The organism is Brevibacterium renqingii, assembly GCF_017808095.1.
Classification (GTDB): domain Bacteria; phylum Actinomycetota; class Actinomycetes; order Actinomycetales; family Brevibacteriaceae; genus Brevibacterium; species Brevibacterium renqingii.
Window position 1 is genome coordinate 1 of sequence record NZ_JADBHG010000004.1, and the last position, 13,372, is coordinate 13,372.

At 64.7% G+C, this 13,372-nt stretch carries 11 protein-coding genes; 7 read left to right on the forward strand and 4 right to left on the reverse strand.

Annotated features, from left to right (window positions below):
* The first annotated feature begins 780 nt into the window (after positions 1–780).
* The 5 genes from ectA (at position 781) to thpD (ending at position 5,314) form a co-directional block, all read left to right on the forward strand.
* Positions 781–1,176 (forward strand): diaminobutyrate acetyltransferase, encoded by a 396-nt coding sequence (gene ectA, locus IIE29_RS09085; protein ID WP_425491448.1) that lies wholly within the window; start codon positions 781–783, stop codon positions 1,174–1,176.
* A gap of 161 nt (positions 1,177–1,337) precedes the next feature.
* Positions 1,338–2,630 carry a diaminobutyrate--2-oxoglutarate transaminase gene (gene ectB, locus IIE29_RS09090; protein WP_209324939.1) on the forward strand — a complete coding sequence of 431 codons (1,293 nt, stop codon included), beginning with the start codon at positions 1,338–1,340 and terminating at the stop codon, positions 2,628–2,630.
* A 95-nt stretch (positions 2,631–2,725) separates the two neighbouring features.
* Entirely contained in the window at positions 2,726–3,133 is a 408-nt protein-coding gene (locus tag IIE29_RS09095; protein ID WP_209324940.1) for an ectoine synthase, read from the forward strand.
* Between the two features lie 358 nt (positions 3,134–3,491).
* Positions 3,492–4,202: a hypothetical protein gene (locus IIE29_RS09100; RefSeq protein ID WP_209324941.1), complete on the forward strand. Its 711-nt coding sequence runs from the start codon at positions 3,492–3,494 to the stop codon at positions 4,200–4,202.
* Positions 4,203–4,405: 203 nt separating this feature from the next.
* Positions 4,406–5,314, forward strand: a complete 909-nt coding sequence (gene thpD, locus IIE29_RS09105; protein ID WP_209324942.1) for an ectoine hydroxylase — start codon at positions 4,406–4,408, stop codon at positions 5,312–5,314.
* 174 nt (positions 5,315–5,488) lie between these two features.
* On the opposite strand, the gene IIE29_RS09110 is transcribed toward thpD, so the two are convergent.
* Entirely contained in the window at positions 5,489–6,982 is a 1,494-nt protein-coding gene (locus tag IIE29_RS09110; protein ID WP_209324943.1) for an alanine/glycine:cation symporter family protein, read from the reverse strand.
* Positions 6,983–7,321: 339 nt separating this feature from the next.
* On the opposite strand from IIE29_RS09110, the gene IIE29_RS09115 reads away from it, so the two are divergent.
* Positions 7,322–8,182, forward strand: a complete 861-nt coding sequence (locus tag IIE29_RS09115; protein WP_209324944.1) for a glycerophosphodiester phosphodiesterase — start codon at positions 7,322–7,324, stop codon at positions 8,180–8,182.
* Positions 8,183–8,197: 15 nt separating this feature from the next.
* Here IIE29_RS09115 and IIE29_RS09120 read toward each other — a convergent pair whose 3' ends face one another.
* The 3 genes from IIE29_RS09120 to IIE29_RS09130 form a co-directional block, all read right to left on the reverse strand.
* Positions 8,198–8,656: a pyridoxamine 5'-phosphate oxidase family protein gene (locus IIE29_RS09120; RefSeq protein ID WP_209324945.1), complete on the reverse strand. Its 459-nt coding sequence runs from the start codon at positions 8,654–8,656 to the stop codon at positions 8,198–8,200.
* A 106-nt stretch (positions 8,657–8,762) separates the two neighbouring features.
* A complete protein-coding gene (locus IIE29_RS09125) occupies positions 8,763–9,764 on the reverse strand; it encodes an RluA family pseudouridine synthase (RefSeq protein ID WP_343071856.1) in 1,002 nt (333 codons plus the stop codon).
* 111 nt (positions 9,765–9,875) lie between these two features.
* Positions 9,876–10,868: a hypothetical protein gene (locus tag IIE29_RS09130; protein WP_209324947.1), complete on the reverse strand. Its 993-nt coding sequence runs from the start codon at positions 10,866–10,868 to the stop codon at positions 9,876–9,878.
* 89 nt (positions 10,869–10,957) lie between these two features.
* Between IIE29_RS09130 and IIE29_RS09135 the strand changes: the two genes are divergently transcribed.
* Entirely contained in the window at positions 10,958–13,330 is a 2,373-nt protein-coding gene (locus IIE29_RS09135) for a thioredoxin domain-containing protein (RefSeq protein WP_209324948.1), read from the forward strand.
* Positions 13,331–13,372: the final 42 nt, after the last annotated feature.

A 13,372-nucleotide genomic window follows, 5' to 3' on the forward strand; every position in this document is an offset into this window, starting at 1 on the left:
TCCAGGGGTGATGGCCATGGTGCTCCGGTTCCTCTCTCATCCGGAGTGGCTCACAACCAGCCTGACACAGAGGGTTTCTCGCTGGAAAGTATCCGAACGTGACCGCTGTTTCGGTGCTGACGCATCAGCCCCCGTCTGTAGGGTGCTTAGGTGGGAGGAATGGGCGGATTTTCCGCGGGTGGTCTCAGCCCAAAACGACCACTTAAGACGCCGAAGGGCCGGTTGCAGCCGAGGCCCGAATGTACCGCCCGGCCCACCCCGGGCCGCCACCCGGCCCACCCCGGGCCGCCACCCGGGCGATGCCTCGGCCGCTGCCCGGTCCTCCTCCGGTCCGCCTCGGGGCCGCCGCCCGCGTCGCCTTCCGGATTCAGGCCCCGGAACAGCGCGTGGAACTGCTCCGAAATCCCCGCGCACAACGACAAGCCTGCTTGCTGTCCCAATTCCGTCCAAGTGACATGGAATACGTGGAACCGCTGTTCCAAGCCGGCGCAAATGTAACGAAACGATAACGAAGCTCCAGCCCGGAATGAGCGCGAAGGAGTGCCCCGTCACATCCCAGAGATGCCATGGGGAAGACCGGGTTCGTTACATGTCAGTGGTTCGCGACGATGGTTGCGAAAGTGCCCCGTAATCGATGGTTGTGGGGTTGACGCTCGATCTCATCCCGTTAGGTTTGTTGGCGTGAGAAACGCACTCGCTGAACCGAAGACGCAAACCGACGTTCGTACTCCCGAGCTGGAGGACGGACAACATCTATGGCGGCTCGCGAAAGACACAGCCGTGCTCGATCTGAACTCCTCGTACTCGTACCTGCTGTGGTGCCGCGACTTCGCGGAGACCTCGGTGATTGCGCGGATCGACGGAGAGCCCGCCGGCTTCATCACCGGGTACACCCGTCCGGAGAATCCGGACACCCTGATGATCTGGCAGGTCGCCGTCGACGAGAAGTTCCGTGGCCACGGACTCGCATCGACCATGCTCCACGAACTGGCCGATCGGACCGGCGCTCTCCGCCTGGAGACGACGATCACCGATGACAACGCGGCCTCGAACCGTCTGTTCCAGGCGTTCGCCGAACAGCGCGGAGCAGGTTTCGACCGTCGACCGCTGTTCACCCCGGACCTCTACCCGGACGGCCACGACACCGAATACCTCTACGAGATCGCACCGCTGTAACGAGCCACACCCCGGCGCCGCGCGGAGCCCTGCATCAAGGGAAAAGGCCGCGCACGGCGCCAGGAGGCGGAAGCGACTGCCCGCGATGAGCGGTTGCGGCCACCGCCTCGGCGCCTGCATAAGTGCAGACGCACAATCAAGAAGTCGAAAGGACTCCAGTGATGACCGAAAGCTCCACACCTGCCAAGCCCGATATCTTCGAAACTCGCGAATCCGCCGTTCGCAGCTACTGCCGCTCCTGGCCCGCCACCTTCGCCCGCTCGCTGGGCGCGAAGCAGTGGGACGAGGACGGCAACGAATACCTCGACTTCTTCTCCGGCGCCGGTGCGCTGAACTACGGGCACAACAACCCTGTCGTGATGAACCCGCTGATCGAATACCTGCAGTCGGGAGCCGTGCTGCACTCGATGGACATGAAGACGCCGGCCAAGCGTGAGTTCCTCGAGACCTTCCAGGACCTCATCCTCAAGCCGCGTGGGCTCGACTACTCCATCATGTTCCCCGGACCGACGGGCACCAACACCGTCGAGGCCGCCCTCAAGCTGGCCCGCAAGGTCACGGGACGTCAGCACATGCTCTCCTTCACCAACGCCTTCCACGGCATGACGCTGGGATCGCTGTCGGTGACCGGCAACTCGATGAAGCGCGAAGGCGCAGGCATCCCGCTGACCAACAGCTCGAAGATCCCGTACGACGACTACTTCGACGGCGAGATCCCGGACTTCCTGTGGCTGGAGAAGGTCCTCGAGGACTCGGGCTCGGGCGTCGACAAGCCCGCTGCCGTCATCGTCGAGACCGTGCAGGGCGAGGGCGGACTCCGTGCTGCTCGGGCCGAGTGGCTGCGCGCACTGTCGGAGCTGACGAAGAAGCACGACATCCTCCTCATCGTCGATGACGTGCAGGCCGGCTGCGGCCGCACCGGTTCCTTCTTCAGCTTCGAAGAGGCCGGCATCGAGCCCGACATCGTCTGCCTCTCGAAGTCGATCTCCGGATCGGGTCTGCCCATGGCGCTGACCCTGTTCCGTCCCGAGCTCGACGTCTGGGAGCCGGGCGAGCACAACGGCACGTTCCGCGGAAACAACCCTGCGTTCGTCACCGCGACCGCTGCGATCAAGAACTTCTGGGCCGACAACGACTTCCAGAACCAGCTCGCCGACACGATCGCCGAGCTGCACCAGCGCCTCGACACCATCGTCGAGAAGGCCGAGGGCGCATCGATCCGCGGACGCGGTCTGCTGGCCGGGCTTCACTTCGAGGACACCGAGGTGGCCGAGAAGGTCGCCGCTTACGCTTTCGACAACGGCCTGCTCCTTGAGACCTCGGGTCCCGAGGACGAGGTCATCAAGATCATGCCGGCGCTGACGATCGACTCGCGCGATCTGCAGGCCGGGCTCGACATCATCGAGGCCGGAGTGCTCAAGTTCGCTCCCGCCGCCGAGGCCGTCCTGGCCTGATCTCAGCTGTGTCCGGGCCGGCGCCGCAGCAGTGGCGCCGGCCCGCCGCATGACGGCACCCCTGAACTCCATGAACTTCACTGAAAGGACCACGAATGTACGTAGTCAACCGCGATGACCTCAATGACACCGACCGCGACATCAAGTCCGAGACCTGGCGCAGCCGCCGCATGGTGCTCGGCAAGGAGCGCGTCGGCTTCTCGTTCCACGACACCGTGATCTATGCGGGAACCACCTCGACGTTCCACTACCAGAACCACGTCGAAGCCGTGTACTGCGTGCAGGGCAAGGGAACGCTGACCGACCAGGAGACCGGTAAGGAGTACCCGCTCCACGACGGCGTCATGTACCTGCTCGACGGTCACGAGAAGCACACCGTGGTCGCCGAAGAGGAGCTGCGCATGGCCTGCGTGTTCAATCCTCCGGTCACCGGCCGCGAGGTCCACGACGAGAACGGCGTCTACCCGCTGATCGTCGAAGACGAAGAAGCACCCGTGAGCTGATCATCCTTCACTCGCCGAGGCGGCCCGAGCGTTTTCGCTCGGGCCGCCTTTGTGATGTGGGCTGCGCCTGGAGCGGTGTCACACGCGTGTGCAGCCTGTCGTTTGTGGTCGCTCCGCCGAGGAGGATCCGCCGAAATCGCAGATATGCCTCGGCTCAGTGACCACAAACGCGGCTGCCGGTTTCTCCAAGGCGACTGCACGTGCTCGTTCCGTCGCCGAGAATCTGCTCCGAGCTGACTTCATGCGTGGTATTGTTCGGTCATACAACTTTCAAGTTTCGTAACCTGTCGTTGCCGACTCCACTCTCATTGACTCCAACTCAGGCATCTCTTTCGTCCCCTCTTCAGTTGGAGTCTCTATGAAGTTCCTCAAACGAGCCCTCGTGGCTTCGGTCGCCGCAGTTACTCTCGCCATCGGCCCAGCAGTTTCCGCTGAGGCGGCCAAGATGTCGTTCGACGTCACGAAGCTGTCTGCCAAGAATATGGTGATTGCCAACTCTGATTGCAAGTACTTCGACGTGCATATGAAGTACAAGAAGAAGAACGTGGACTCCTGGTCCGTCGATGCCGACATCGCTGGCCGCTATGGGAACGCGACAACAGCATTCTTCGGTACTTATTCGCGGCCCTACGACAAAGACAGGGCAATGATCTGCCCGAGTCTTGAGGGCCTCGGAAAATACAGGATCGGTCCGTCGGAGATTGATGCGGACTATGACGATGCGGACTATAACTCCTATTGGTACGCCCGCACGGACTACACCAAGGGCTACTTCTACGTTCGCGGTAAGGCCTACGCCTCGCTGTCAACCAAACGCAGCGGCAAGACCGTCACGCTGACCTCGAAGACGAAGGTCTACAACCCGGAGAAGTACGGCAAAGTCACCTACAACCCGAAGGTGAAGTTCCAGGTCAAATCCGGAAGCAAGTGGAAGACCTTGAAAACGGTCACCGCGAAGAAGGGCAAGGCCACGTACAAGATGAAGTCGAAGAGCAAGAAGTCCTACCGCGTGACTTTCAGTCAGATCAGCTGGGCGACCGGGGCCACGTCGAAGTCGGTCAAACGCTGACCGTCGCATGAATGACCGGCACTTTCGGGGCGATCCACCAGAAATGAATCGCCCCGAAAGTGCCGGTCTCGCTGTTCTGGCTCTGACCGGACTACCACCGGGAACGTCCTCCTGTTACGGTGGCCGCACAAGCCGATTTGCCAGATCGATAAGCGGTCACGACACCGCCTGGCAGTCGGCACATAGCGAAGGAAGGAGAAATGATGACAGCAGTGTCAACTGCAACCACCGCCACAGATCTCTATCCGACTCGCTCCGGTGAGGCCACTGAGGTCCTCCCGCGCACGGGTCCGATCGTCTTCGGTTCCCCCGACGATGGTCCCCTCGAGGCGACGGAGCTCAAGCATTTCGAGGACACGGGCTATCTCACGATCGATCAGCTCATCACGCCCGAAGAGCTGACTCTCTTCACTGATGAACTCCACAGGCTTTCGCACGACCCTCAGGTGAAGGCCGATGAGCGCACGGTCGTCGAAGCGAAGTCCGACGAAGTCCGGTCGATCTTCGACATCCATCGCACCAATGAGATCTTCAGGAAGATCGCGAACGATCCGCGACTCGTCGATCGTGCACGTCAGATCCTCGGGTCGGATGTCTACATCCATCAGAGCCGGATCAACTACAAGCCTGGATTCGTCGGCAAGGAGTTCTCCTGGCATTCCGACTTCGAGACCTGGCATGCCGAGGACGGAATGCCCGCTCCCCGTGCGGTGAGCATCTCACTGTCGCTGACGGACAACTACTCATTCAATGGTCCCTTGATGATCATGCCCGGCTCGCACAAACGCTACATCAGCTGTGTGGGAGGCACTCCCGAGGACAACTATCGGAAGTCTCTGATCATGCAGGGCGCAGGCACCCCGGACCGTCAGACGCTCAGTGACTTCGCCGACGAATTTGGAATCGATGTGCTCGAAGGCGCCGCCGGGGGAGCGATCATGTTCGACTCCAACTGCATGCACGCTTCGAACGGCAACGTCACTCCGTACTCACGCTCGAACATCTTCATCGTGTACAACTCGGTGGAGAACGCCTGCGTGGAACCCTTTGCCGCGCCGAAGCCGCGGCCGGAGTTCGTCGGCAGCACGGACTTCACACCGGCCGGTCGCTGAGAACTCGTACGAGCGTTGAGCCTCTCCGCAGTGTGAGTGCATCAGCACAGGAGGCCCGGTGCCGCAGAGGCGGCACCGGGCCTCTTCCTGTCAGCGGGGCAGGGGAAGGCCGAGCCTGGGTCGGCGGTCGACACGCGTCCGGGCCGGCCGAAGCCCGCACCGCAACTGCAGCCGTCACTGACCGTCGTCACGGACCTTCCTGCCGCGGTCCCGCCAGAACTGCGCGGTGGTCACCTCGTCGGTGCCGTCCCAGGCGTCGACCTCGGTGTTGATGAACTTGAATGTGGGCAGATCGCCCCGACGGAAGATCGGTTCCTGTCCCGCACGGCGCTGGTCCATGTAGTTCTTCAGCAGCGTGAACACCAGCGGCGAGAGCAGGATCAGGGCGAAGAGGTTGATGAGCGCCATGACGGCCATGAAGATGTCTGCCGCGGTCCAGACGAGATCGAGGGCGGCGATCGCACCGATGAACACCGCGGCCATCACGATCAACTGGTACACGCGCAGAGCCGTCCTGTTCGTCGTCAGGTGCTCGATATTGGCTTCGCCGTAGTAGTAATTGCCGAGGATCGACGAGAACGCGAAGAGGAAGATCGCGAAGGTGAGGAAGTGGATCGCCCACTGGCCGAGCTGCCCGCTCAGCGCGGTCTGCGTCAGCTGGATTCCCTCGGCCGAGCTGCCGTACTCCGGGTTCGACAGCAGGATGATGAAAGCGGTGATCGAGCACACGAGGATCGTGTCGAAGTAGACGCCGAGTGCCTGCACGAAGCCCTGCTTGGCCGGATGCGAGGCCGACGCTGTCGCCGCGGCGTTCGGAACGGAGCCGATGCCCGCCTCGTTGGAGAACAGGCCGCGCTGCACGCCGACCAGCATGATCGAACCGAGCGTGCCCCCGGCGATCGAGTGCATGCTGAAGGCATCGGAGAAGATCGTGGCGATCATGCCCGGCACGGCGCCGATGTTCATCGCCACGACGATGATCCCGACGATCAGGTAGAGCCCGGCCATGAACGGCACGAGATAGGCGGAGATGTTCGAGATGCGCTTGGCACCGCCGGCGAAGATCGCATAGGCGCCGACGGCGATGATCAGCCCCGCGATCGCCGTGAACATGAAGTTCGAGTCCTCGACGCCGAACGAGGCACCGACCGCGTCGACGATGGAGTTCGACTGCACCGTGTTGAACACGATGCCGTAGGTGATGGCGACGATCACGGCGAAGATCAGTCCGAGCCACTTCATCTTCAGCCCGTGCCTGATGTAGTACGCCGGGCCGCCTCGGAAGTTGGGGCCGTCCTTGAGCTTGTAGAGCTGACCGAGAGCGGACTCGGCAAAGGCCGTCGCACCGCCGACGATGGCAGTCAGCCACATCCAGAACATCGCCCCGGGGCCGCCGAGCGAGATCGCCAGAGCGACACCGGCGATGTTCGCCGTGCCCACGCGTGAAGCCGCAGAGATGGAGAAGGCGCGGAACGGAGAGATGTTCCTGTTGCCTTCCGAATCCCGTCCGCCGGGCTCCGTCAGCGTGCGGAACATCTCGGGGAGCAGCCGCACTTGGACGACTCCCGTGCGAATGGTGAAGTACAGACCTGTGGGGATGAGAACAGCCACGAGGATGTATGACGAGACTGTGCTGACATTGTCGAACACGCCCTGGAGCATCTCCATCGAACTGAGCCTCCTTCGGCTATCGAGCTGCGGGGATCGGAGGGGCACACGCGAGAACTCCGTCCGTGGTTGGCTCCAGTCTGCCACTTGCCACCGAACCGCGCAGACATCGACCCCTCATTGAGGTGCGCACGACCACAGGTCCGAGGAACGGCGGCGATGGAGGAACAGCGAAGGAAACGTGCAGCTCAGGCACCGCCAGGATTCACGTGGTGTCCATGCGCATATCATCGGAAACTCGATCGTGCCGACTAGTCTGGCCGCCATCGAACTGCACGATCGGACGCCGGAACGGACCCCCGATCACCACCCTCGCAGTCTTCGTGGAGGAGTCCTCACATGCCCATCACCCTCGTGACACCCACTGCCGGATCCGCGTTCCCACACACCGTCGACCCCACCTCTCAGAGCATCGCCGACGCCGTCCGCACCCACGTCCCACCGTTGGTCATCGCACACCGAGGCGCGTCCGAGGAGTGGCCGGAGAACACCATCCCGGCGTTCCTGGCCGGGATCGACCAGGGTGCGGACATGATCGAGACCGACGTCCACATGAGCGCCGACGGTGAGCTCGTCATCATGCACGACACCACCGTCGACCGCACCACGGACGTTCGCACGCTCTACCCGGATCGCACCGACCGCAGCATCGCCGGAATGGACGCGGCCCAGATCGCCGCGCTCGACGCGGGCCGATGGAAGGGTGAGGAGTTCGCCGGAATCCGCGTGCCCCGCCTCGCCGAGGTGCTCGCCCTCGTCCACGACACCCGCACAGGGCTCCTGCTCGAGGTCAAGCACCCCGAACGCTATCCGGGAATCGCCGAGGCGATCGTCGCCTCGCTGAGGGCCCTGCCCAACTATCTCGAGCGGGCACTGGCTGCCGGGATGCTCGTCATCCAATCGGCGGACTGGGCATTCGTGCGCGAATTCCATGCGCTCGCCCCGGAGATCCCCGTCGGCGTGCTCGGGCGCCCGTGTCCGGACGAACTCCAGGCCTTCTCCGAGTGGGTCGACCAGGTCAACCCCGAATTCATCGCCGCAGATGCCGATTTCCTCCGCTGCGTGCATGAATTGGGCATGTCGAGCCTCGTGTGGACCGTCGATGAGGTCGCCGACATGCGCCGGGCCATCGAGTCCGGAGCCGATGGGATCATCACAAACGCCCCGGACCGGCTCGTCGAGATCGTCGAAGCACTGTGAGGAGTGCTCGAGTCCTCACTCCCGCGGCGCGGGGGACACCTGACTGAACGGCGACTCCCACGTCGAGGGCTCCGTCACCTGGAAACGGCGCCCCGTGACCTCCTCGGCGAGTATGCGGATGAAGTGGTTTTTCGTCCCTGACTGCCAGGGTGCGACATCGACCGAGATCGTCTCCTGCAGGTCCTCGGGTGCGGTGACCTCTTTCGCGGTGCCCTTGACCACGACGCTCCACGCGGTGTCGGTCTCGGCATCGAGGCCGTCGATTTCGAAAGCGACGCGAGGATTCGCGCGGATGGCATCGACCTTCGTGCCGTCGCCGGTGCGGATCATCAGAGCGGAATGCTCGATGGCGTAGTTGATGGGGAAGATCTCGGGGCCCTCTTCGACGAGGACGGCCAGACGTCCGACCGTGGTGCTGCGCAGGTGGTCCCAGCAGTCATCGACGTCGAGGATCTGTGTCAGTTCGGCGCTCATGGTTCTTCCTCCTGTCAGCGACGGCTGGCGGGACGGTTCCCCCACCGTCTGGTTCTACGAATTGTAGAATAATCCTGCGCGAAGCGGAAGAGCCTGTGCCTGTTGTTCAGAGGTCGGAATTCAGCAGAGCTTTCCACCGCCGAGGCATCGGTGCCGTGACTACGAGGTCCGCGCCGTCCGGCTTGGGGATGACCAGCTTGGCGGCATGCAGATAGATCCCGGGACCGCCGAGGCCATTCACACGACGATTGAAACCGCGATCCCCGTAGCGGTCGTCACCGGCGATGGGGTGGCCCGCATGGCTGAGATGAACGCGGATCTGATGCTTCCGGCCCGTCACCAGTCGGACGTCGACGACGGTGGCCCGATTCCCGATCCGCCGCTTCACGGAGACACGCGTTTCGGCGCTCTGACCGTCCGCGGCGACGACGACGCCGTCCTCCTCGCGCCGCAGAGGGGCATCCACGATGTCCATGTCCGCCGGCCAGCGCCCGGCGACGACGGCCAGGTAGTGACGTTCGATCTCGTGTTTCCTGTCGCGCAGCAGTCCGTGGAGGTACCGCAGCATCGACGGGGTCTTCGCCAGCGCCAGCACACCGGACGTGCCTCGGTCGAGGCGATGGCTGAGTTCCAGCTCCGGCAGCTCGGGTCGCAGGTGCTGAAGTGCTTCGACCACGCCGGCCGAGACATCGGTGCCCCTGTGGACTGCCGCGCCGGCCGGCTTGTCGATGATCAAGAGGTCATCGTCTTCGTGGAGGACCGCGCCGCGCAGCTGGTCGAGCAGTGTCGACGGGACCGCAGGCCGGGGAGCTGCTGCGGTATCGACGTGCAGTTCGGGAACATCGATGACATCGCCTTCTTGCAGACGGTGGTTCTGCTGTGCCTTGCGCCCGTTGACGCGCAGCTTCCCCTGACGCAGGAGCCGGAACAGCAGTCCTGCCGGCACCCCTTTGAACTGTGAGCGCAGGAACTTGTCCAGCCGCCGGCCGGCGTGTTCGCCGTCGATCGTGATCGTACGCGCCGCCTTGCGCTGGCCGAGGCTTCGCTGCGGCGATGAACGCTCGTCGGAATGCCGTCGTCCGCCGAGACGAGGACCTGCCTCAGACACCCACTCACTCCATCCGGTATTCGCGGTCGCGACCGCGGCATTGTCATCTCGGACGGCATTGTACCGATGGAGCATGCTTCACCGAGGCGGTGCCACCTCGGTGAGGAACGCTCAGTCCTGAACGGCTGGGCTCTTCACACTGCGGCTCTTCACACTGCGGCTCTTCACAGCGTCGAGTGTGACGATGCCCAGCGCGAAACCGCCGATGGTGAAGGCGCACGCGTGCAGCACCCAGGTCATGAATCCAGTGCCGAGCTCGACTGGGAAGCCTGCCGCGATGGCGGTCGATGTCAGACAGAGATGGAGTCCGCCGGCGAGGGTGAAGAAAGTCAGCGCCCGTGCGAGCCGAGGGTGAGCACGGCGCGGGCCGACGACCGGTTCAGGGCGGGGCAGCGAGCGGGAGACCGCGACGCAGCGGAGCGCGAAGACGGCGGCGATGGTTCCGGCGACCGCGGCGAGGGCATTGATCACATCCCCTGAGGACCAGAGCACCGATAATCCGGGCGCCGACTGGCGGAGGAGCCAGACTCCGACTGTGACGATTGCAGCGGCAAGGAGTGCGAACGCGGACAGCAGCCCGCTGCGACGGACCGCCGAACGTTTGCGCTCGATCTCCGGACCGGCAGCCTCGTCCGTGGCGGGAGAGACTTGTGAGACCGTCGCGGCCAGGACCGCGGCGACGACGAGCGGGTAGAGCAGATCGGCGAGGAAGACGAACAGCGTCAGGGCAGAGAAGAGCGGGAAGCCGACATCTCGAGTCCCGCCGGTGAGAGCGGCGAGAGGAGTCAGTCCCGAGAAGACCGAGTAGCAGATCGTGATGACGATGAAGACGCTGCGGGGAACCGGCCTGAGGCTCCTGCCGACCACGATGGCAGCGGCCCCGGCGAGCAGGAACAGCGCGAGCTGGAGGAGGCTGAGGTCGGTTCCGCCGGCACCGTCGACCGGGACCGAGAAGGCGGTCAGCTTCGCACCGATCCACGCCGGAATGAAGACGACGAAGGCAAGGAGAGTGATGGACAGACCGGTATCGTCCAAGGCGGCAGGGGCAGTCCGGGGAGTCTCGCCGTGTGCGGCTCCCGCGGTGTCGTTCGGGGTCGCGCTCATGGCCTCATCATCGCATAGAACCAGGCGCCTTGTGTTTGAGAGTTCCGCGGCCCCTCGCCACAGCGGTCCCGAAGTGAGACGCTGGGTCCATGCCGAATGAACTCGCCACTTCGACCAGCCCCTACCTCCGCGCGCATGCCGACAATCCCGTGGACTGGCGGATGTGGACGCAGGACGCCCTCGCCGAGGCGGCCCGCCGAGACGTGCCCCTCCTCATCTCCATCGGCTATTCCACCTGCCACTGGTGCCATGTCATGGCGCACGAATCCTTCGAGGACGAAGCTGTGGCCGCGGTGATGAACGAACGGTTCGTCCCGATCAAGATCGACCGTGAAGAGCTGCCCGACATCGACGCCTATTACATGAATGCGCTGCAGGCGATGACGGGCCAGGGCGGATGGCCGATGACGATCTTCGCGACACCGAAGGGCAGCCCTTTCTACGCGGGAACGTACTTCCCGCCTGGCCAGCGCGGCAACCTGCCCGCCTTCACCCAGGTGCTCACGGCCGTGTCCCAGACGTGGACCGATCGCCGCGACGAGGTGGACCAGATGACGCGGCGCATGGACCGCGGGCTGGCCGAGATGGCCGACGCGGTCAGTGGTGCGCTCCCCGCCGAGGCGGCCGCAGAGTCCCTGAGCGCCGAGGAGCTCGATTCCGCCGCCGCTGCGCTGCTCGACTCCTATGATCCCGCCTGGGGCGGATTCGGCACAGCGCCGAAGTTCCCGCCGATGATGAACGTCCTGCAGCTCTTGGCGGCGTTCGTGCGCTTGGGCGGGACCGCCTCGGCGGGCGATGGCGCAGTAGGGGTCACTACGGCGGACGATGACCAGCGCGGGACCACCTCGGCGGATGGGGGCGAGACCGACGATCACCCGGTGTCGCGGGCACGGGCCGAGGGGCGACTCGGCTGGCTCGGTGCCGATGGTCATCTCAGCGGCGAACTCGTCCTCGACTGTCTCATCGCCGTCCGGGGGACTCTCGCCCGGATCGCCAGCGGCGGCATGCGTGACCAGGTGCGCGGCGGGATCGCCCGCTACAGCGTCGACCGGCAGTGGTTCGTGCCGCACTTCGAGAAGATGCTCTACGACAATGCGCTCTACCTGCGGGCCGTGGTGGCCTGGGCCAAGGTCGAACGCGCGCTCGACCCGGATTCGAAATGGCTGGCACTGGCCGAGCGCGAGATCACAGACACCGCGGACTTCCTGGTCAGCGACCTGTCGACCGACGACGGCCTCATCGCCGCGCTCGATGCGGACTCGCTCAACTCGGCAGGTGTCTCCGAAGAGGGAGCCGCCTACGTCTTCACTCCCGAAGAGTTCGCCGAGGCGGGTGGTGCCGGAGTGCTCGGACTCGTCGATTCCCCTGCCGGAGGGGAGCTGTCCGGACAGGTGGTCGCGGCCGTGCGCATCATCGACTGGCTCGGCATGGAAGACGTGCCCTTCGACGACGAGCATCCCGCTCCATGGAACATCGACGCCACGCGCAGCCAACGCGAGACGCTGGCGAACATCCGTGCGCGGCGTTCGCAGCCGGCCCGCGACGAGAAGATCATCACCGAATGGAATTCCCTGGGCATCACAGCCCTCGCCGAGGCGGCCCTGTACTCAGGTGCGGGTGCCGGTGATGCCGGCAGTGAGGCCTCCCGAGACGCCGAGGCGCGGGGTTCCGGCGGAGCCGAGGAATGGGGAAAGACCGCCCTGCACTTCTGGTCGGCCATGCACGCCCGTTTCGGCGGATCGGCCGAGGCGGCCGAACCATCCGAATTCGACGTGCGCCGCAGCTACACCGACGGGGTGGCCGGTCCCGGACACGGTGGACTCGCCGACTGGGCCCAGTTCATCACCGCCGGGATCACGGTCGGGCAGCTGCCAGGTGGGGCCGCCTCGGCGCCGGTGGGTCTCCTGGCCGGGGCGGGTGCGCGGATGCTCGATCTGTTCACATCCGATGGCGAGGACGGAATCCTCGAAGTGGTCGATTCGCTCGGCGACGGGATCCTCGAGGTGAAGTCCTCGGATCCGGTCGACAACACCGTGCCGTCCGGGCGGTCAGCCGCCGCCGAGGCCGTGCTGCTGCTCGCGGAACTCGGCGTCGAGGCGGCCGAGCGTGCTGCCGGCAGTCAGGCCGCCTCGTTGGACACCGGTCGGCTGCTCGACGTCCGTGATCGGCTGCTCGGCGTGTACCGGGCGCTCGCCGGGCAGGCTCCTCGCGGTTGCGGTCACGCCCTCTGGCAGGCCGAACGCGCCCTCGGCCCTGTACGTGTCGCGACCAGCGAGAACGACCTGCGGAATGCCGCCGTGCGGCATCCGTCTCTCACTCTGCTCACGGAATCGACCGGGGTGCCGGGCGCGGACGGCGACGAAATCGACGTTCCAACAGGCACGGCGATCGTGTGCCGGGGAACGCAGTGCTCCCTGCCGGTGACGACGACCGCCGACCTCACGGCGCTGTTGGACGGGTAGGAGTGCGCCGGGCAGATAGGCAGGCGCCGACGGACACCCGGG